18 protein-coding genes are annotated in these 20359 nt (G+C 69.3%); 10 read left to right on the top strand and 8 right to left on the bottom strand.

The annotated features are described in order from the left end of the window. Positions 1-274: 274 nt before the first annotated feature. The 8 genes from rpmH to F0U63_RS48620 all read left to right on the top strand — a co-directional run bounded on the left by rpmH (position 275) and on the right by F0U63_RS48620 (position 5994). Complete coding sequence (gene rpmH / locus F0U63_RS48655) at positions 275-427, top strand: 50S ribosomal protein L34 (RefSeq protein ID WP_002621386.1); 153 nt, start codon at positions 275-277, stop codon at positions 425-427. A gap of 13 nt (positions 428-440) precedes the next feature. Next, a complete protein-coding gene (gene rnpA, locus F0U63_RS48650) occupies positions 441-845 on the top strand; it encodes a ribonuclease P protein component (RefSeq protein ID WP_002621385.1) in 405 nt (134 codons plus the stop codon). Continuing rightward, the gene (gene yidD / locus F0U63_RS48645; RefSeq protein WP_095991711.1) at positions 842-1060 is read left to right on the top strand and encodes a membrane protein insertion efficiency factor YidD; all 219 of its coding nucleotides are present in this window, start codon (positions 842-844) and stop codon (positions 1058-1060) included. The genes rnpA and yidD overlap by 4 nt, the downstream gene beginning before the upstream one ends. Before the next feature lie 13 nt (positions 1061-1073). Beyond that, a complete protein-coding gene (gene yidC, locus F0U63_RS48640; RefSeq protein ID WP_395842351.1) occupies positions 1074-2876 on the top strand; it encodes a membrane protein insertase YidC in 1803 nt (600 codons plus the stop codon). Next, the gene (locus tag F0U63_RS48635) at positions 2873-3646 is read left to right on the top strand and encodes a hypothetical protein (protein WP_395842349.1); all 774 of its coding nucleotides are present in this window, start codon (positions 2873-2875) and stop codon (positions 3644-3646) included. Before yidC ends, F0U63_RS48635 begins: the two co-directional genes overlap by 4 nt. Before the next feature lie 39 nt (positions 3647-3685). Then, entirely contained in the window at positions 3686-3916 is a 231-nt protein-coding gene (locus tag F0U63_RS48630) for a hypothetical protein (RefSeq protein ID WP_002621381.1), read from the top strand. A gap of 37 nt (positions 3917-3953) precedes the next feature. After that, positions 3954-5297, top strand: coding sequence for a tRNA uridine-5-carboxymethylaminomethyl(34) synthesis GTPase MnmE (gene mnmE / locus F0U63_RS48625; protein ID WP_395842347.1), 1344 nt, complete (start codon positions 3954-3956; stop codon positions 5295-5297). A gap of 106 nt (positions 5298-5403) precedes the next feature. Next, entirely contained in the window at positions 5404-5994 is a 591-nt protein-coding gene (locus tag F0U63_RS48620) for a Uma2 family endonuclease (protein ID WP_395848546.1), read from the top strand. A gap of 53 nt (positions 5995-6047) precedes the next feature. Here F0U63_RS48620 and sppA read toward each other — a convergent pair whose 3' ends face one another. Beyond that, positions 6048-7838 (bottom strand): signal peptide peptidase SppA, encoded by a 1791-nt coding sequence (gene sppA, locus F0U63_RS48615; protein WP_395842345.1) that lies wholly within the window; start codon positions 7836-7838, stop codon positions 6048-6050. Between the two features lie 220 nt (positions 7839-8058). Between sppA and F0U63_RS48610 the strand changes: the two genes are divergently transcribed. Continuing rightward, a complete protein-coding gene (locus F0U63_RS48610) occupies positions 8059-8970 on the top strand; it encodes an alpha/beta fold hydrolase (RefSeq protein WP_395842342.1) in 912 nt (303 codons plus the stop codon). Between the two features lie 30 nt (positions 8971-9000). Here the strand turns inward: F0U63_RS48610 and F0U63_RS48605 are convergent, their stop codons facing one another. The 7 genes from F0U63_RS48605 to F0U63_RS48575 form a co-directional block, all read right to left on the bottom strand. Continuing rightward, positions 9001-9627 (bottom strand): hypothetical protein, encoded by a 627-nt coding sequence (locus F0U63_RS48605; protein WP_395842339.1) that lies wholly within the window; start codon positions 9625-9627, stop codon positions 9001-9003. Positions 9628-9786: 159 nt separating this feature from the next. Further along, on the bottom strand, positions 9787-10413 hold the full coding sequence (locus tag F0U63_RS48600) for a hypothetical protein (protein ID WP_395842336.1): 627 nt from the start codon (positions 10411-10413) through the stop codon (positions 9787-9789). A gap of 159 nt (positions 10414-10572) precedes the next feature. After that, positions 10573-11196 (bottom strand): pentapeptide repeat-containing protein, encoded by a 624-nt coding sequence (locus F0U63_RS48595; RefSeq protein WP_395842334.1) that lies wholly within the window; start codon positions 11194-11196, stop codon positions 10573-10575. An 11-nt stretch (positions 11197-11207) separates the two neighbouring features. After that, complete coding sequence (locus F0U63_RS48590; RefSeq protein WP_395842332.1) at positions 11208-12821, bottom strand: hypothetical protein; 1614 nt, start codon at positions 12819-12821, stop codon at positions 11208-11210. A gap of 144 nt (positions 12822-12965) precedes the next feature. Further along, positions 12966-13871 (bottom strand): DUF2381 family protein, encoded by a 906-nt coding sequence (locus tag F0U63_RS48585; protein ID WP_395842329.1) that lies wholly within the window; start codon positions 13869-13871, stop codon positions 12966-12968. A 130-nt stretch (positions 13872-14001) separates the two neighbouring features. Next, positions 14002-16023, bottom strand: coding sequence for a serine/threonine protein kinase (locus F0U63_RS48580; RefSeq protein ID WP_395842327.1), 2022 nt, complete (start codon positions 16021-16023; stop codon positions 14002-14004). 137 nt (positions 16024-16160) lie between these two features. Next, positions 16161-16646, bottom strand: a complete 486-nt coding sequence (locus F0U63_RS48575; protein ID WP_395842325.1) for a hypothetical protein — start codon at positions 16644-16646, stop codon at positions 16161-16163. 864 nt (positions 16647-17510) lie between these two features. Here F0U63_RS48575 and F0U63_RS48570 point away from each other — a divergent pair. Further along, positions 17511-20297 (top strand): M16 family metallopeptidase, encoded by a 2787-nt coding sequence (locus F0U63_RS48570; RefSeq protein WP_395842323.1) that lies wholly within the window; start codon positions 17511-17513, stop codon positions 20295-20297. The last annotated feature ends 62 nt before the right edge of the window (positions 20298-20359 follow it).

Genomic DNA, 20359 nt, shown 5'->3' with positions numbered 1-20359 from the left:
AAACCCAAGGGTTTCGCGCCTTTAGGGTCCCCCTTCTGATCGCAATCCACCTTCCCCGGGCCGTGGGGCGACCGTCTCCGGGCGTGGATTCGCCGCCCTCCACTCCGGGTGGGGGTTGGGGCGGGGGGTGGCGGGCGACCCTGGTGGGGCGGGCGGGAGGTGATCCGACGTTGACTTGGGTGGGAGATCGGGTTACGAGCGCCGCCTTCCTCCGTCTCATTGGATCAGGCGTGCGCCTCCGGGGTGTGCGCCACAGCATCCCAGGAGTCCAGCCGTGTCCAAGCGCACCTACCAGCCGTCGAAGATCAAGCGCAACCGTACCCACGGTTTCCGCAAGCGTAACTCCACCCGCGCGGGCCAGGACGTGCTCAGCCGCCGCCGCGCCAAGGGCCGCAAGCGCCTGGTCGTGTCCGCTTACAAGAAGTAGTCGGGACGCTCGCGTGAAGGCCGAGGGCCAGGCGCCATCTCGCGACGAGCGCTTCCCCAAGGCCCTCCGCCTGCTCAAGCGGCGCGAGTTCCTCGAGGTCCAGGAGAAGGGGCAGAAAGTGCCCGTGGAGTGTCTCCTGGGGCTCGTGAGGCCCAATGGTCGGCCCCATTGCCGCGTGGGCCTCACCATCTCCAGCAAGGTGGGCAACGCGGTGGAGCGTGCCCGCTTGCGGCGGTTGCTGCGCGAGTGTTTCCGCAAGCGCCACGGGCAATGGCCGCCGGGTGTGGACGTTGTTCTGGTGGTGCGCCAGTCCGCCAAGGATGCCCCCTTCCCCGTCGTGTCGCGCGCGTTCGACGGCATCACCCGCAAGCTGCAGCGGCTCTTCCCGTCCGTGCCCCGGGAGTCTCCTCCTCGATGAGCCCGCTCGCTTTCCTCCTCGCGCTGCCCATCCGCTTCTACCGTCGGTGGATTTCCCGCTGGCTGCCCCCGGCGTGCCGCTTCCACCCTTCCTGCTCCGTGTATGCCCTGGAGGCGCTGCAGAAGCATGGCGCCCTCCGTGGCCTCCGCCTCATCACCTGGCGCCTCTTGCGCTGCCAGCCCTTCCATCCGGGCGGCTTCGACCCGGTGCCCTGACCGCTCCCTGCCTATGAACGACCTGGATCCGCTCTCGCCCAACTCCGCCGATTCCCAGCGGCGACTGCTGGTGGCGCTCGCGCTCGCGATGGTGCTTACCTACGCCTTCACCACCTTCTTCGCGCCCAAGGGGCCCGAGGCGGGCGCCGCGGACGCGGGCGCGCAGGTGACCGAAGTCTCCGACGGAGGCACCCCGGCCGTCACGCCCCCGGCCCCCGGCACTCCGCCCTCCCCGGGCACCGGCGAGGGCGCGGGCGCCGTGGCCGAGGCCCCCGCCCCGCCCGTGCGCGCGCTGGAGCTGTACCGCACGGAGACGAAGTACTCGTTCTCCACCGAGGGCGCCGGCCTCACCTCGGCGGTGCTCCAGGGCGCGAAGATGCGCGAGCAGCAGCACCTGGGCATCGCCGAGGGCTACAAGCTGCTCTTCGGCGGAGAGGTGCCGCCGCCGCCGCAGATGAACCTGGCGCAGCCGGTGCCCGGCCAGCCCCTGCCGCTCGCCGTCTCCATCGATGGCCCCACTCCCCTGCCGGCCAACGCCCGCTACGCGGTGGACGAGTCGGTGGCGGCCGAGCGTGGCGCCACCTTCACCGCGCGCCAGGGGCCGTGGGAAGTCGTCAAGAGCGTGCAGTGGCCCCAGCAGGGCTTCGAGCTCGTCTACACCGTGCAGGTGAAGAACACCTCGGCGCAGGCGCTCACCGGTGAGTTCAAGGTGCACTACGGCCGCGCCATCGATCCGGCCAACGAGCACGCCCCGTCCTTCTTCGGCGGCATGGGCAACCTGAGCCACGCCTCGTGCCACGTGGGCGAGGAGAAGCACAAGCTCGCGGCCGAGGACAAGCAGCCGGAGCCGGAGACGCTGCGCGGCCCCGTGCACTACTTCGGCATCGATCAGCAGTACTTCCTCTCCGCGCTCTACCCGCTGGAGGGCGCGCTGCAGGGCCGCTGCGAGCTGGTGGCCACCGCCCAGGCGCGCGCCGTCGTGGCCGCCTTCCCCCTCACCGCCGCCCCCGGCCAGACGGTGACGTTCCGCTTCGGCGGCTACCTGGGCCCGAAGGATCCGGACTTCCTCGCCGTGGTGCCCGGCCCCGAGCTGCGCGCCGCCGCGAGCCTCCCCACGAGCGCCTACTCCCCGCCGCTCGGCGAGACGATCGACTACGGCATCTGGGCCGTCATCGCCAAGCTGCTCGTGAGCGTCATGAAGTTCTTCCACAACCTCACGGGCAACTGGGGCGTGGCCATCATCCTGCTCACCGTGCTCGTCAAGACGCTGCTGCTGCCCCTCACCCACAAGTCCATGGTGAGCATGGAGGCCATGAAGAAGCTGCAGCCGCGCGTCGAGGAGCTGCGCAAGAAGTACGCCGAGGACCGCGAGCGGCAGAACATGGAGATGATGAAGCTCTATCAGGAGGCCAAGGTGAACCCGCTCGGCGGCTGCCTCCCCATGCTCATCCAGATGCCGGTGTGGATCGCCCTCTTCACCGCCCTGCGCAACAGCTACGACATCTACCAGGAGCCCTTCTTCGGCCCGGTGTGGCGCGACCTCACCTACAAGGATCCCACCTACCTGCTGCCCATCGCCCTGGGCGTGAGCATGATCATCACCCAGAAGCTCCAGCCGCAGATGGGTGACCCCGCGCAGGCCCGGTTGATGACCTGGTTCCTCCCCATCATCTTCACCGCCACGCTCTTCAACTACCCGGCGGGCCTCGCGCTCTACATCTTCACCAACAACCTCCTGTCGATCGCCCAGCAGTACGGGCTGCGCAAGTGGCTCGAGCGGGGACAGGCCGCCACCGCCGGAGGCAAGAGCAAGTGAGCGACAGCCAGCCCACCACCGCCCCCTCCTCCGCGCCGGGCGCCGACCTGCGCCCACGCGTGGAGCGCCTGCTCTCCGACATCCTCGGCCTCATGGGCTTTCCCGCCCGGCTCGACTTCAAGGAAGCCAGCGACGGCAGTCTCGCCGTCGCCCTGCACTTCCAGGCCGGGGCCCCTCCGGGCGTGGAGATGGGCAAGCGCAGCCAGGTGATGGACTCGCTCCAGTTCCTCCTCAACAAGATGCTCCACCGCCCGGGCACCGAGCGCCGCTTCGTGCTCCTGGGCGCCGGCGTCCACCCGGAGCCCCGCGGCGAGCGCGCCAAACGCGAGCCCGCTCCCGCCGCCGCTCCGGCCCCCGCCGCTGCTCCGGCGCCTCGGGCCCCGGCCCCCGCTCCGGCCCGCCCCGCCAAGGCCGCCGCGCCCGCCCCGGCCAGGGCCGCCGCGCCCGCCCAGGCCAAGGCCGCCCCGGCGCGCCCCGTGGAGAGCGATGAGCGCTCGCTGGAGGTGGCCGAGGATCCCGCCCTGCGCGCGGCCGCTCGGGCGCTCGCCGAGAAGTCGTCCTCCCTGGGCCGGGTCTACGCCCTCGTTACAATGAAACAGGAGGACCGCGCGCGCGTCCTCAAGGCCGTGAGTGACGTGCCGGGGCTCAAGGTCGCCTGCGAGGGCGAGGGCCGCAACCGGCGCGTCGTGTTCACGCCGGACAAGGCCGCGCCGCTGCCCAAGCGGAGCATCCTGCCGGCGGATGATGACGAGGATGATCTCGAGGGGTGACACCTCCCCTCGCGGTGCAACTGACTGAAAGGGGAGCAGATGGGCAAGGCCAAGTCGCTCAAGGACAAGCTGTACGGCGCGGCCGTGCTGAAGATGAGCTTCCGGCTCCGGGGCGACGAGGAGTCCCCCGCCTTCAAGTTCGTGTACCCCGGCGTGCTGAGGGACCTGGAACTGGAGGACGACGCCGTGGAGCGCTACATCGTCGACAACCGCGAGGCCGTGGAGCGCGCCGCTCGCGGGGCCTCACCCGCGCCCGGGCCGCGCACCTGACTTGGGTGACGGCGGGCGTCAGCCGCGCACCGGACGCATGACTCCTCCCGCCACCCTCGCCGCGCTCGCCACCGCCCCCACCGCCGGGGCCGTGGGCATCCTCCGGCTCTCCGGCCCCGCCTCCCTCGAGGTGGGCCGGCTGCTGGCCCCCGGCGTCCCCGCCACCCCCACGCCCCGCCACGCCTACCTCGCCTCCTTCGTGGACGCGGACGGCGCCGTGCTCGACGAGGGCCTCTTCCTCTACTTCCGCGCGCCCCACTCCTTCACCGGCGAGGACGTCGTCGAGCTGCAGGCCCATGGGGGCCCGCGCCTGTTGCGGCTCCTGCTCGCGCGCGCCCTCGCCCACCCCGCGGTGCGTCCCGCCGGGCCCGGGGAGTTCACCCGGCGCGCCTTCCTCCATGGCCGCATGGATTTGACCCGGGCCGAGGCCGTGGCGGACCTGGTGGCCGCGGACTCGGAGGCGGCCGTGCGCGCCGCGGCGGCGGGACTCGCCGGAGCGCTGGCCACCCGGGTGCGCGCCCTGGAGGAGCCCCTGCGCGCGCTGCACGCGGACCTGGAGGGCGTGCTCGACTTCCCCGAGGAGGCCGAGGGCGCGGATTCGGAGGCGGAGCCCCGGCTCCTGGCCTTGCGCGCCGAGGCCGAGGCGCTGCTCGCCGAGGCGGGGCGGGGACGGCTCGTGCGCCGCGGGGCGCGCGTGGCGCTCTACGGGCCCGTCAACGCGGGCAAGTCCACGCTCTTCAACCGGCTCGTGGGCGAGGCGCGCGCGCTCGTGGACGAGGAGCCGGGCACCACGCGCGACGTGCTCGAGGCGCGGCTCGAGTGGGAGGGCCTGGGCATCACGCTGCTGGACACCGCGGGCCTGCGCGAGGCGCCCGGGCGCGTGGAGGCGCTGGGCATCGCCCGCACCCGCGAGGTGCTCGCCACGGTGGACCTGGCCGTGCTGGTGCTGCCCCCCGGCGAGGACGCGCGCGCGGCGCGGCGCTGGGAGGAGGACGCGGGGGCCACGCCCGTCTTGCGCGTGGCGGGCAAGAGCGACATGCGCGCGGGCGGGGCCCGGGGCGCGGAGGACGACGGCGGCGCACTGGCCGTCAGTGGCCTCACGGGAGAGGGCGTGGAAGCCCTGCGCGCGGGGCTGCTCTCGCGCCTGTGGGGAGGCGGCGCGCCCGGCGCCGTCGCGCTCGTCTCCGAGCGTCACGCGGACGCGCTGCGGCGCGCGGCCGAGGCCCTGGGACGCGCGGGGCAGGCGCTGCGCGTGTCCACGCTCGAGGCCGTGTCCGGCGAGGTGGGGCTCGCCCTGGAAGCCCTCGGCGAGGTGTCCGGCACGCACGCCTCCGAGGCCCTGCTCGATGCCATCTTCCAGCGCTTCTGCATCGGCAAGTGACGTCTGGGTAACGCCCGCTCCCCCGCTGGGGAGGCATGTCAGACCCGTCCTTAAAGTGCTCTTCCCGGAGCGGCCCTTCAGGCCATGGGAGGACAGGGTGATTTCGATGTGCAACAGCCAGGCGGCGGCGTATTCGGCCCTCGGGGCCATGCCCACGGGGTGGGTGGGGGAGATCCTCGACGAGGAACTGGTGGCGTCGCCCCGGCCTTCCGACATCCAGGCGCGCGCCGCCTTCATGTTGGGCGTGGAACTCGGGGAGCATCTGGCGCCGCGGCGCTCAGGCGCGGGGCGCTGGTGCCTCTTGCGCGCGCCGGAGCTGCGCCTGGGGCGGGACGTGTTGGTGCCGGACCTGGCCGGCTGGCGCGCGGAGCGGCTCGCCGAGGCCGCCGTGCCCGAGGAGCCCTTCCTGCGTCTGGCGCCGGACTGGGTGTGCGAGGTGCTCGGCCCGGACTCGGTGGCGTTGGACCGCACGCGCAAGCTGCCCATCTACGCGCGCGCGGGCGTGTCGCAGGTGTGGCTCGTGGACCCCATCGCCCGCACGCTGGAGTGCTTCCAGCGCGTCAAGCGCGGCTGGCTCCTCGTGAGCACCCACGAGGGCTCGGCCATCGTCCGCGCGGAGCCCTTCTGCGGACTCGCGCTGGAGCTGTCCGCGCTCTGGTGGCCGCCCGCCGAGCCCGTGCTGGAGCTGGTGCGCTGAAGACTGAGCCGCTGGGGCGCGGGGGGGCGCTCCAGCGGCTCGTCTCACGGGCCCTACCAGGTGGTGTCCGGCACCGGCGCGGAGAGCACGTGCTGGCGCTCCTCGACGAGGCCGAGCCTCACCGCGAGCCGGTACAGCGCCTGGGTCCGGGCGAGCACGGGCTGGAAGGGCGCCGCCACGCTCCCGCCCGCCTCCACGTCGTCGCTGTTGTCCCCGCGGCGCTCGCCGAGCAGCTCCGCCAGCACCTCCGCGGTGCCCTTCTCCTTCGGGAAGAGCTCCACCTGCACCTCGCCCTCCAGCTTCGCCGCCTCCTTGGCGAGCCGCAGCGCGACGGGGAAGCCGCCCAGCTCGTCCACCAGGCCCTTCTCCTTGGCGTCCTCGCCGGACCAGACGCGGCCGCGGGCCACCTCGCGCAGCTTCTCCACCGGCAGCTTGCGGCCCGCGGCCGCCTTCGCCGTGAAGTCCTCGTACACCCTGTCCAACGACGCCTCGTTCTTGGCGTGCTGCTCCGGGGTGAACTCGAGCGAGCTGCTGTACATGGTGGCGTTCTTCCCCACGCCGAGCGGCTCCCAGCTCACCCCCAGCTTCGCCCACAGCTCCGCCGTCACCATCTTCCCGCCGTACACGCCGATGCTGCCGGTGAGCGTGCCCGGCTGGGCGACGATTCTGTCCGCGTCCATGGCGATGAAGTAGCCGCCGCTGGCCGCGTACGTGCCCATGGACACGATGACGGGCTTGCCCTTCTCGCGCGCGCGCTGCACCTCGCGGCGCACCGTGTCGCTCGCCACGTAGCTGCCCCCGGGGCTGTCCACCCGGAAGAGGATGGCCCGCACGCGCTCGTCCTCCACCGCCTTGCGCAGCGCCGCCGCCACGCTCTCGCCTCCCATCGTGTCCTCGCCCGACATGGGGTTGGACTCGCTGCGCCCGCGGGAGATGGTGCCCGCCCCGTAGACGAGCGCCACCACCGGCCCGCTCGTGTGCGGCCGCCCCGCGCGCTCGAGGTACTTCTCCAGGTACAGCCGCTTCACGCCCTCCCCCGCCGCGTCCCTCACCTTCGCGAGCACCTCGTCCCGGTAGAGCAGCCCGTCCACCAGCTTCAACTCCAGCGCCCGCGCGCCGACGAGCGGCGCCTCGTCCATGGCGGCGCGCACCTGCTCGGGCGTCAGGCCCCGCGCCTCGGCCACGCCCCGCAGCATCTGCTCGAAGATGCTCGTGAGGTAGCGCGTGGACTCCTCGCGGTGCGGCTCGGTGTACGTCTGCTCGGTGAAGGTGTTCACGGCGGCCTTGTACTCGTGGCGCTTGCCCATCTGCGGCTTGACGCCGAGCTTCACCAGCGCGTCGCGCGCGAAGGGCGTCTCCTGCCCCACCCCCGTCACCGACACGTCCCCCGAGGGCTGCACGTAGATGGCGTCGAACGCCGTGGCCAGGTAGTAGGTGCCCGTGGCGCTCGTGCCCTCGCCGAAGGTGTCCGCGTACGCCCACGCCTTCTTGCCCCGCGAGCGGAATGCCTTCACCGCGTCACGCAACTCCTGCACCACGGCTGTACTGCCCGCGGGACCCTCCAGCCGCACCAGCAGGCCCTTGACGCGTCCGTCCTCCCCCGCGCGCTCCAGGGCATCCACCACGTCGCGCACCGTGGGCGCGTGCTCGCCGAAGGCGCTCGTGAGCGAGGCCTCCGGCACGTGCTCGCGCAGGGGCCCGGTGATGTCGAGCTCCAGCACCACGCTGTCCGGCACCCCCGGCCGGCTCGACGCCGCGAGGTACGCGAGCCCCACGATGGCCGCGACGAAGAGCAGGGTGACGCCGCCCACCACGGCGAGTGAACCGATGAAGAAGCGTTTCATGCGCGAGGACTCCTGACACGGACGAAGGGGTCCGGCTTACCACGCTCGCGCGCCCCGTGCCCGGCACGCCCCCGGGGGGATGGTTGTTCACCCGTGGACGCTCGAAGCGAGCGCCCGCCTCCTTCCGGCCGCCGGAAACGCACCGAGGGGTCTTCATCGTTTGCCCTGATGACTATTCCTTCTGGCGTTCAAGACCTCGCAGTCCCGGACCGAAGCCACCATGGATTCCCCCACACCCATTCTCGCGCTGCCGTCGTCCTCGCGTTCCGCCTCGACGGGCGTGGACAGCCCCTTTCCCGAGTCCATCACCCGCCGGGTGCATACCGTGCGCGGTGGAGGGGGCGTGGCGCTGCGCGTGCATGACGCGGGAGACCTCCATGGCCCGCCGCTGCTGTTCATCCATGGCTTTTCCCAGTGTCACCGTGCGTGGCGGCGGCAATTGCAGAGCGCCCTGGGGCTGGGCTTCCGGCTGGTGGCGTTGGATTTGAGGGGGCATGGGGACTCGGACAAGCCGCGCGGGGCGTATGGCGAGGGGCGGCTGTGGGCCGACGACATCCAGGCGGTCATCACCGGGCTGGGGCTGGACAACCCGCTGCTGGTGGCGTGGAGCTACGGCGGCATGGTTGTCTGTGATTACCTGCGCCACTACGGCGAGCAGCACATCGCGGGGGTGAACTTCGTGTCCGCCATGGTGAAGAGTGGCACGGAGGAGGCGTTCGGGCTGCTCGCGCCCCAGATGCTCTCGCTCATCCCCGGGCTGTTCACGCCCGAGGAGCCGCTGAGCCACGCGGCGCTGGAGACCTTCGTGTCGCTGTTGCACCACGAGGAGGTGTCGCAGGAGACGCGGCGCCTGGTGCTCGCGTACACCGAGGGGGTGCCGGCCCACGTGCGCGAGGCGCTCGGCTCGCGCTCGGTGGACAACGACGACGTGCTGCGGCGGCTGTCGGTGCCGGTGCTCGTGTCGCACGGGCAGGAGGATCGCGTGGTGCTGCCCGCTTCCGGCTGGCACATCGCCTCGGTGGTGCCGCACGCCCAGGTGTCCCTCTTCGGGGGCATCGGCCACTCGCCCTTCTGGGAGGATGCCCGGCGCTTCAACCGTGAGCTCGCCGCGTTCGCCGCGCGCTGCTGGTAGTGCGGGGGCGGCGAGCCTTTTCTCGTGGTGTCAGGAGAGGATGCAGTCGAACTGCTGGATGACGTCCTGGAGTGCTTCCGGGGTGATGTCGAAGTACTTCGCCTGGGAGGGGGCGTGGAACGTGAGGGCCCGGGTGTCCGCGGGGTAGTTGGCGAGGCCGTCGATGACGATGCGGCCGAAGCGTCCGGGCCAGGTGGCGCTCCTGAGCGCGCGGCTGTTGCGAACGGGATCCAGGAGGGTGAAGCAGGGCCACTTGGGAAAGCGCAGGGTGGCTGGGTCACAGCCCATGATGCGGCAGCCGTCCAGGCGGGCCTCGGAGAAATCACAGTCCTCGATGGAGCCGTGCTCCCAGCCGGGCGCATAGCCGGGCCAGTGACCGAAGTCACAGTCCGACAGGTTCCCCTTGAACCGGCAGCCCCTGAGCGAGGCCAACACCCACGTTTGCTTCTTCTTCAACTCCTGTTTCACCTCGAAGGTGCAGTCGATAAACTGGGCCTGATTGATGACCAGGTTCCTGGCGGGCACCTTCAGGACGACCGTGCAGTTCTTCAGCGTCAGGTGGGTGCTGAGATAGTAGAGCGAGTTCTTGTCCGTTAATTCCAGGCGCTCGTTTTCAATCACCCGGTCGCTGAAGACGACGTTTTCGAGCCATCCCATGGTCGACTCCTCTCAGAAGGTGATCATCCGGAAGAACTCGCCCGCCATACGTCTGCCATGCCGTGCCATGTTCGACTCGGTCCCGGAGAGAATCTCGTATTTGTAGCTGTCCGGATAGGTACCCACCGTGCTCGATGTTGGGGCGGCGGCGAGGGAGCGTCAGGAGAGGATGCAGTCGAACTGCTGGATGACGGCCTGGAGCGCTTCCGGGGTGGTGTCGAAGCGTTTCGCTTTGAAGGGGGCATAGAACGTGAGGGCTCGGGTGCCCGTGGGGTAATCGGCGAGGTCGTCGATGACGATGCGGCCGAAGCGCCCGGGCCAGGTGGCGCTCCTGAGCGCGCGGCTGTTGCCGATGGGGTCCAGGATGGTGAAACAGGGCCACTTGGGAAAGCGCACGGTGGCTGGGTCACAGCCCATGATGCGGCAGCCGTCCATGCGGGACTCGGTGAAATCACAGTCCTCGATGGAGCCGTGCTCCGACCCCTCCGAGTAACCGGGCCAATGGCCGAAGTCACAGCCCGACAGATTGCCCTTGAACTTGCAGCCCTTGAGCGAGGCGAAGACCCAGGATTGGTGATTCTTCAGTTCCTGCTTCACCTCGAAGGTGCAATCGATGAAACGGGCCTGCTTGATGATCAGGTTCCTGGCGGGCACCTTCAAGACGACCGTGCAATTCTTCAGCGTCAGGTGGGTGCTGAGATAGTAGAGCGAGTTCTTGTCCGTCAGTTCCAGGCGCTCGTTCTCGATTTCCCGGTCCCGGAAGATGACGTTTTCGAGCCATCCCATGATCGACTCCTCTCAAAAGGTGAGCATCCGGAAGAACTCGCCCGCCATGCGTCTGCCATGCCGTGCCATGTTCGACTCCGTGCCGGAGAGAATCTCGTACTTGTAGCTGTCCGGATAGGTACCCACCGTGCTCGATGTTGGGGCGGCGGCGAGGGAGCGTCAGGAGAGGATGCAGTCGAACTGCTGGATGACGGCCTGGAGCGCTTCCGGGGTGGTGTCGAAGCGTTTTGCTTTGAAGGGGGCGTAGAACGTGAGGGCTCGGGTGCCCGTGGGGTAGGTGGCGAGGTCGTCGATGACGATGCGGCCGAAGCGCCCAGGCCAGGTGGCGCTCTTGAGCGCGCGGCTGTTGCCGATGGGGTCCAGGATGGTGAAGCAGGGCCACTTGGGAAAGCGCACGGTGGCCGGGTCACAGCCCATGATGCGGCAGCCGTCCAGGCGGGCCTCGGTGAAATCACAGTCCTCGATGGAGCCGTGTTCCGACCCCTCCGAGTAACCGGGCCAATGGCCGAAGTCACAGCCCGACAGATTGCCCTTGAACTTGCAGCCCTTGAGCGAGGCGAAGACCCAAGATTGGTGATTCTTCAGTTCCTGCTTCACCTCGAAGGTGCAATCGATGAAACGTACTCCATCGAAGATCAGGTTCCTGGCGGGCACTTTCAGGACGAGGGTGCAATTCTTCAGCGTCAGGTTGGGACCGACGAAATAGAGCGAGCCTTTGTCCGTCAACTCCAGCCGCTCGTTTTGGATTTCCTTGTCTTCGTAGAAGACCTTGGTGAAGAGCATTCGCCGACCTTTCAGAAGGTGAGCATCCGGAAGAACTCGCCCGCCATGCGGCGGCCATGCCGTGCCATGTTCGACTCCGTGCCGGAGAGAATCTCGTACCGGGCGCCGGTCTTGGGGTCAATGACATCGACCCCCCTGTTCCGGTTGAAATCGTAGAGATGCCCGAACCGCCGAGATACCCTCCCTTCCACGAAGCGACCCCGGGCCTCACGCTCCAGGAGTCGCGCCAGCCAATACTTGCCCTTGTCCAGCGCATCCTGGATGGCAATTTTCTCCTCGGGAGTGAGCTTTCCAGGCCCCCATTCCCTCGCCGCCTGGGTGACCGCCTCCTGGAGCTGGTCCCCCACCTTGTCTGTCGTGGGAATGTCCGCGAGCGACTTGCCGCGCGGCAAATGCCAGCGTTGTCCATTGGCGAGTTCCACCTGCACGTTGCCGCCCCGATGGCGAATCACGGTGGTGGAGCCACCTCCCCCCGGTCCCTTCCCCCTACCCTGCTTGAGCATCACCACCGCCAGGGGGCCTCGGGCAGACATCGCCACCCCCTCCACCGTCGCCACCGCCTGGGCCAGGGCCTCCTCGCCCGACAGCGCCATGCCGGGCTCTAGCACGGTGCTCCCTCCCTGCGCCTTCCACCGCGCTCCCGCCAGGCCATGGCCCGGCAATGACTTCACCCGCGCCGCCATCTCTCCCAGCGTGCGCCCGCCCAGCGTCGTCACCGCCAGAATCATCGTCCGCGCCGCGTCCTCCCCCAGCACCTGGCCGAAGCCCTCACCCGCCGCGCGCAGCTCCTCGAAGGTGGTGGCCTCGCGCGCCGCCACGGCCATGCGGCTGTACCCGTCCATGAGCCCCCACACCGTCTCCACCCCCAGCCACGCCAGCAGAATCACCGTGAGTCCCGCGGCCAGTGCCTTGCTGGTGGGCTCGGGCACCACCCAGGCCGCGCAGTAGAGCGCCACCGTCCAGACAATCAGGGACACCAGGGCCCTCACGTCCAGCAATTCGCGCCCGAGCGCCGCGCGCGTCTCGTCCAGCACCGGGCCGAACGCCAGGGCCAGCGCCAGCGTGCGCCGGTCCTCCGCGCGCAGATGGGGCCCATCCTCCAACAAACCCAGACAGTCGCCTCCGCCACGGCGCTCGCACCACCTGAGGTACTTCACCTTCAAGGCCTCCTCCGCCTCGGGCGACAGGGGCACCGGGCCCGTCTGGCTCAAGGGCACGAAGGTGTAGCTCCGCCCGCCGTAGTGCTCCAGCAGCCACTGGCCCTGCATGTCCAGGTGCTCGACGTCCGGCTCCGGTGGCGGCGGCGCGTTCAACAGCGTGCGGGCGGTCTCGCGCGCGGAAGTCCCCGTCAGCCGCACGTCGCGCGAGAGCCGACGCAGGGCCCGCTGGAACTCGGCCGGGGGGATGGGGACCGGCCGTGGGGAAACGGCGCCCGGCTCCAGGACGTCCAGGGTGTACTCGATGGCCGGCGCGGGGCTCGGCTTCTCCGCGGGCACCCCACTCCCTCGCGGCGGGGCGGTGACACATGCGGACTCGAGGAAGAGGACGGGCAGCAGCCAGCCTCCCCACGTGCGGTGCTGCATCGTCCCCCACGGACGCTGGTTCACGAGACGACGGGTAGACACGGCGCGTTTCCACTGCATCGCACGGACTGAAGACGGTCAGACAAGGAGAGTCAAGCAACCGACTGTTGCTCGCCGTGTTCGCCGCGCGCTGCTGGTAGTTCGGTGCGGCGAGGGAGCGTCAGGCAAGGCCCACCAGGGCTCGCATCAAAGCCCTGGCGCCACGGCCAACGCCGGGAAGGTCACGTTCCCGATGACGAAGGTTCGTTGGCCGTCGGCCTCCCACAGCTTCAAGGTGAAGGTGCCCTGGGTTCGTTTTTCCAGGGCCATCACCTCGATCCAGATGCTCCGCCGCTCCCCCGAGGCAATCGGCTCGGCTGGCCAGAAGGTCGCGTCCAGCCGCTCGCCCTTGGCGCCGACGAGCACCGCGCCTCGCGGCGTCCACGACTTCGCCGTGTCCGGGTTCTCCAGCCACAACTCCATGGCAACTCGGCCAGGAGCGCGAAGCGTTTTCACCTTGCTTTGCTGGAGGGTGTTGCGCTCGCGCGCGGTGATGGACTCGCTGATGGTTTGAGACGGGATGCCCTCTCCTCCCATCATGCCGGAAGCGAACAGGCCAATGAGCCCATCCGGCCTGTCTCGTTCCGCGCGCATCTGTTGGACTTCCGCGCGCAGTCCCGTGTTTTCCTCGCGCGTCTTCCTCAACTCGGCTTGGACGGAGTCCAGCGAACGCGCGTGGCGGAAGATCTCCACCCGGCGCTCGCCCATCGCGGGATGAATGATCAGCCGGAAGGAGGTGCAAGCAGGAGCCGAGCCATCCGCGAAGCACACCGTCAGCGTGCTGGGCTTCGCACCGCGCGCTTTCTCCGAGGGTTCAAGCGTGATGAGCCGCTTTCCAGGTGCCACCTCGAAGTGCTCGCGATTCTCCAGCGTCATCCCGTCCGCACGCACATCCGAGTCGAAGCGGAAGGTCGTGGGCTGCCCTGGACTGAGCTGCACTTCGGAAACTTCGTGGGTCCCTTGCGCTGTCAGCTCGATGCAGCGGTCTTCCAGCGCTCCAGGTGGAGGGCAGGTTTGAGCAGTGGCGGAATTCCCCGCGAGAAGAAGCAGCATCAGGAACGCAGCAGGTGACGAAGCAGACACGGGGAGAAGACTCCAAAGCAGAGACGGTGTCCGCCTCTATCACGTCTCCGGGCTCCGTGATGACTGGGCCCGGTGATGGTACTGGCCATTCGGCTGGCCTCTACTCGAAGCTGTTGACGGCTTTCACGGCCACCGAGGAGAAAATCCGTACGCTCTCCGGTCCGCCACCCGGCTTCCGGCCTGCGCCTCTCCTTCCTTGCTCGTCGAGCATTTCCATACAGACCTTGAATGTCCCTCCGCCCGGCACCTTGGCCTCGGTGAGTCTTGCGTACACGCGCCCATCTCCGAAAATCAGCCGCCCAGACAAGAGGGTCGCATCCGGCAACTTGCCCCAGCCCCCGAGCAACTCGATGGTTGTGTCCCCCTCTCGCACGGGGATGTATTGAGCGGGGGAAACCTGGAAGACCGCGTCATGTGAGTACCCGATGGTGATGCCGAGCGTCGTCATCGTCTCGACCGCACCCGCCGGACACGGGGCAGACTCCGGAGTCGGCCGCACTTGTTGGGGGGTCGTACATCCCGCCAACGCATTGCAAACCAGGCCCGTACCGATGACCTTGGCCGCATGCCCGAGAACCTTTGTCTTCTTCTGTGGGGGCTTTTCGCCGCTGTCATTCTTGCGAAGCATCATGGTCATCCCAGGCGCGGAGATGGAGCCCACCGTGGGCTCGGCGCCTTCTCCGCTTGGAGGATCCAGCGGCTTCGTGGATCGCGCCACTTCACGGCCGGACTCGGCTTGTCGGGTGGGAACGGCCTCGGATGACGCACCGAGTGGACTTACCCCACCAGGCGGAGAGCGCGGCGGTTTGGCGAACAGGATCGCGCCGAGCACCACGACGGCGAGCCCCGCCGCGGCCGCGAGGCAAGCGCGACGACGCGACATCCGAGTGGGCGGAGCCGCTGTCGCTCGCGGTGCTTCGGCGGGGGCCGGGACTCGTGGTGCTTCGCTCTCCTGGCCGTGTTCGGCGCTCTCCGGTGAAGAGGCAAGCCCTTCCTCGAGATGGGGAAAGGCACGCATCCTCGCGGCGGCGAGCCCTTCAGGGACCTTCACGGGGAGCGCGTCATCGGGCTCCGGCTCCGCCGCGACAGTCGGAACGTCGTCCTGATTCGCAGCGGGCTCGGCTCCCTTCTTCGGCTTCCGTCCGCGTCGAGGCTGGGCCCTCGCCCACTTGCGCAGCAGGCGTGTCTCTTCGTCCTCGTGCGCATCCACCAGGGACGGCTCTTCCTCGGTCGTCTGGGTGTCGGGCGCGTCTGGATCGAACAGCGGGAGGTCCCAGAGTGAGTCCTCCCCGGCAGCGGCCAGGGCGCCCCCCAGGACCGCACACAGTTCCACGGCGCTCGCGTAACGCTCCTCCGGCTTCTTCTCCAACATCTTCATGCAGATGTCGGAGAGGGCGCGCGGGACTCGCGAGTTGAGAACGTGCGGAGCCATGGGCCTCTGACGGATGATCCGCTCCGCGAGTCCGCCCCCCTCCCAATGGTTCCTGTCGCCAAACGGCAGCACGTTGGTCAGGAGCCAATAGAAGCTGACGCCGAGCGCCCACAGTTCATCGCTCGCACTGAACTCGTAGTGGACGAGTTCGGGGTTCGAGCGGCTGAAGAGATACGCCTCCGGCGAGCGGAACTCAGACGTCCCTGGCGGTAGACCGAACGGGGTGATCATGGGAGCACCGGCATAGGTGCCGACTCCGAAGTCGATCAGCACGGGCCGCTCGTTCTTGCTCTTGATGAGGATGTTCTCGGGCTTCAGGTCTCGATGAAAGACACCCTGGACGTGGACTTCCCCGAGGGTGAGTGCGGTCTCCAACATGATGCGAGCGGACTCGCGCGCCGAGGGGTTCTCCTCCTTGGCGAACTCCTCCAGCGTCATGCCGGGGACGAAGTCCATGACGAGGTAGGGAGTCCCGAATTTCGGATCAAGCCACCGGTCGCACGCGCGAAAGCGGGCGACACAGGGATTCTCCAGTTGAAGAAGGATGCTGATCTCTCTTCGCGCGCGTGCGTCGAGCGCGTTCGCGCGAAGCATCTTCACGGCGAAGAAGAGGCCGCCGCGCTCCGCCTTGAAGACCGTGCCAAATCCACCGGAGCCGAGCTTCTCCAGGATGCGATAGTCGCCGACCATCTCCCCGGGTTCTGGGTGCCTGAAGACGGGTGCCACGAAAACCACCTCCGAGGTGCCGGAGCGTAGCATGACCTCCGAACTCGTGTTCCTCGGAGAGGGTCGCCGATGGGGGGGTCGGGGTTCGGGGTCCGGTTCGGTCATCGAGGAGGGGGCGGTGGCACGCGGGCAACCTTCTTCGCGTGCGCGATGGCCTCCAGATGTTCCTCGCGCAGGGGGCGCTCTCGGCGGAGTCGGCGCGCCCTTCGCTCCGTGTCCTCCAACATGGCCCACGCCTCACGAGCCTGCCGAGGGAAGAGGTGAAGGGACTGTACGTAGAAGCAGGTGACGTGGACGCGCATCCCCAGATCGCGGAAGCCGAGATTCTGGATACGACGAAGCCACCGACCGAACTCCTTCCACGGCATGCCGAATCCAAATGCCTCGGTGAGGAGGGTCTTCGCGATGATGCGCTGCACCGCGAGGCGCTGGGCTGGAGTCTTTGCCTTTTGCAGCCAGCGTTTCTCCAGTTTCAGGAGTTCGCGCCTGCATTGCTCGTAGGGCGCATCTGTCTTCATGAATTCCATGAAGAGGAGATCGATCTCCTCACCGAACGTCGTGGCGCGCTCCTGGCGTGGGGTCTCCATGATCAGGCTCCAGGACAGGGCTTGTCGTTGGCTTGCCACGGCCAGAACCCGTGACGCATACATGCCTCGTCACTGGCTTTAGCGATGCTGCCACCGTACCCCGAGGCGCTCGTTGATGAACACCCAAATGCCAGAACGAGCCATACCGGGCGGCATGGTTGTCCGCGACCGACGACACGGGCTTGTTGCATGACGACCCCCCAGGAGCCTGGACCAACGGCCAACCTCGTCATACCCACTGGAATCATTCGCAAAAGGAGCCCCGCCTCTGAGGTGTCAGCCGGAGTACTCGTGCTCCCTGCCCGCTTTTGTGTTGGTTGGCTCGTGCTCAGTCACGTCGCGGTGAGCGTCGCGGACAAAACGCTCCCCGAACCGCGCGTGAACAAAGTCCCGGCAACTCCGTGCAGTTCTTCAGCGTCAGGTGGGGGCTGAGAGCGCGGAGCGAGCGGCCTCGCGCGTGGGGGCCCCCGTCAGCCGCACGTCGCGCGGGAGCCTCCGCAGGGCCCGCTGGACCTCGGCCGGGGGAAGGGGCACCGGACGCGGAGGGACGGCGCCCGGCTCCAGGACGTCCAGGGTGGACTCGATGGTCGGCGCGCGGTCGGGCTAAACCGCGGGCACCCCACGCCCTCGCAGCGGGGCGGTGACGCACGCGGACTCGAGGCAGAGGACGGGCAGCGGCCAGCCTCCCCACGCGCGGTGCGGCTTCATCCCCTGGACTGGAAACGTTCAAGCGGGGTGAGTCAAGCCAGGGCCCCCCGCCGAATTCCCCCTCCCCTTCCCTTCTCGGGAACACCCGCGCACCCCGTCTGGTTGGTAGCTTCCAAACGTCATCTGGCCCACCCCTCGCGCTTCGAGGCTTCCCGCATGTCCTTCCCCTCCCGCCTGCGCCTGCTCGGCCTGGGCCTGTTGCTCGTCTCCGCTCCCGCGCTCGCCAAGGCGCCCGCCGCCCCGGCACAGGCCTCCCTCCCCGCTCCCTTCACCAGCGTCGAGGGCATCTCCGAGTACCGGCTCGACAATGGCTTGCGCGTCCTGCTCTTCCCGGACCCCACCAAGTCCACCGTCACCCTCAACATCACCTACTTCGTCGGCTCGCGGCACGAGGGCTATGGCGAGACGGGCATGGCCCACCTGCTCGAGCACCTCCTGTTCAAGGGCACCCCCACCACCCCCAACGTGCCCCAGGCCCTCACCCAGCGCGGCGCCCGCCCCAATGGCACCACCTGGCTCGACCGGACCAACTACTTCGAGACCTTCCCCGCCTCGGACGACAACCTGCGCTGGGCGCTCGCCTTCGAGGCCGACCGCATGGTCAACAGCTTCATCTCCAGGAAGGACCTCGACACCGAGATGACCGTGGTGCGCAACGAGCTGGAGCGCGGGGAGAACGACCCCTCCCGCGTGCTCAACCAGCGCGTCATGAGCGCCGCCTACCTCTGGCACAACTACGGCAAGTCCACCATCGGCGCCCGCGCCGACCTGGAGCACGTGCCCATCGATCGGCTCCAGGCCTTCTACAAGAAGTACTACCGGCCGGATAACGCCATGCTGGTGCTCGCCGGCCGCTTCGAGCCCTCCCAGGCGCTCGCCGAGGTGGAGAAGACCTTCGGCCGCCTCAAGGCCCCGAAAGAGCCCCTGCCCGTCACCTACACCGAGGAGCCCGTGCAGGACGGCGAGCGCCGCGTCACCCTGCGCCGCGTGGGCGACGTGAGCGCCCTCACCACCGTCTACCACGTGCCCGAGGGCGCCCACCCCGACTTCGCCGCCATCGACGTGCTCGCGCTCTCGCTCGGCATGACGCCCTCGGGCCGCCTGTACAAGGCGCTCGTGGAGACGAAGAAGGCCGCGAGCGCCGGCGGCTACAGCCTGCAGCTGCATGACCCGGGCGTGCTCACCTTCCGCGCCACCGTGCGCGAGGGCCAGTCGCTCGACGCCGCGCGCGAGGCGCTGCTCACCACCGTCGAGGACGCCGCGCGCACGCCCTTCACCGCCGAGGAGGTGGAGCGCGCCAAGACGGCCCTGCTCAAGCAGGTGGAGCTCACGCTCAACGACTCGGAGGGCGCCGCCATCGAGCTCTCCGAGTGGGCCGCCATCGGCGACTGGCGTCTGTTCTTCCTGCACCGCGACCGCATCGAGGCCGTCACCCCCGCGGACGTCACGCGCGTGGCGGCCCAGTACCTCAAGTCCTCCAACCGCACGCTCGGCGAGTTCCTCCCCACCGCCCGGCCGGAGCGCGCCGAGCTGCCCCCGCGCGTGGACGTGGCCGCCCTGCTCCAGGACTACAAGGGCCGCGCCGCCGTGGCCCAGGGCGAGGTGTTCGACCCGTCGCCGGACAACATCGAGAAGCGCGTGGCGCGCTCGCAGGTGGGGGGCCTGAAGCTCGCGCTCCTGCCCAAGAAGACGCGCGGGGAGATGGTGAGCGTGGCCCTGTCGCTGCGCTGGGGCACGGAGAAGGCGCTCACCGGCCGCTCGGGCGCGGCGGACTACGCCGGCGCGCTGCTCATGCGTGGCACCACGAAGCACACGCGCCAGCAGCTGCGTGACGCGCTCGACAAGCTCAAGGCCCAGGTGTCCGTGTCGGGCTCGCTCACCGGCGCCGGTGTCTCGGTGGAGGCGCCCCGCGCGAGCCTCCCCGAGGTGATGAAGCTCGTGGCGGAGATGCTGCGCGAGCCGGCCTTCGACCCCAACGAGTTCGCCCTCGTGCAGCAGGAGCGGCTCGCCTCCCTGGAGAACCAGCGCAGCGAGCCCGCCTACCAGGGCCGCCTCGCCTTCTCGCGCGCGCTCTCGCCCTACTCCCCGGGCCACCCCTACTACGTGAGCACCTACGAGGAGTCGCTCGCCGAGCTCAAGGGCACCACGCTCGAGCAGGCGCGCGCCTTCCACCGCGAGTTCTACGGCGCCTCCAAGGGCGAGCTCGCCGCGGTGGGTGACTTCGACGCCAAGGCGCTGAAGGCGCAGGTGGCCGAGCTGTTCGGCGGCTGGAAGAGCCCCGCCCCCTACGAGCGCGTGCCGTCGCGGCCCTACAAGACGGGCGCCCAGGCGCTCGTGGTGGAGACGCCGGACAAGGCCAACGCCCTCTTCTTCGCGGGCGAGGGGCTCGTGCTGCGCGACGACTCGCCGGACTACCCGGCGCTGGTGCTCGGCAACTTCCTGCTCGGCGGCGGCTTCCTCAACTCGCGCCTGGCCACGCGCGTGCGCCAGAAGGACGGCCTGTCCTACTCGGTGAGCAGCTCGCTGGGCGCGGGCGCGTTGGACCCGGTGGGCATGTTCTCCACGTTCGCCATCTACGCGCCGCAGAACGCCGAGCGGCTGGAGACGGCCATGCGCGAGGAGGTGGAGAAGGTGCTGCAGAAGGGCTTCAGCGCGCAGGAGCTGGAGCAGGCGCGCGCGGGCCTGCTGGAGTACCGGCGCACGGGCCGCGCGGACGATTCGGGCCTGGCGCGCGCGCTCGCCTCGTACCTCTTCTATGACCGCACGCTCGCCTACGACGCCGCGTTCGAGAAGCGCATGAGCGCGCTCAAGCCCGAGGACGTGCGCGCGGCGATGGCGCGGGTGCTCGACTGGAAGCAGGTGACGGTGGTGAAGGCGGGCGACTTCGCGGGCGCGAAGACGAAGGCCGCTCCGGCGCCCGTCACGGCTCCGGCCGCGCCGTGAAGCACCGGGCCCTGGGGCTCGGTGCTCCAGGGCCCACGCGGGGGGACCTCCGAGTCCCTCCG

Origin of the sequence: Cystobacter fuscus (assembly GCF_044360685.1) — a bacterium.
GTDB classification, from domain to species: Bacteria; Myxococcota; Myxococcia; order Myxococcales; family Myxococcaceae; genus Cystobacter; species Cystobacter fuscus_C.
Note: the sequence above shows the minus strand (reverse complement) of the source record. Positions and strands in the feature narration are given on the sequence as shown.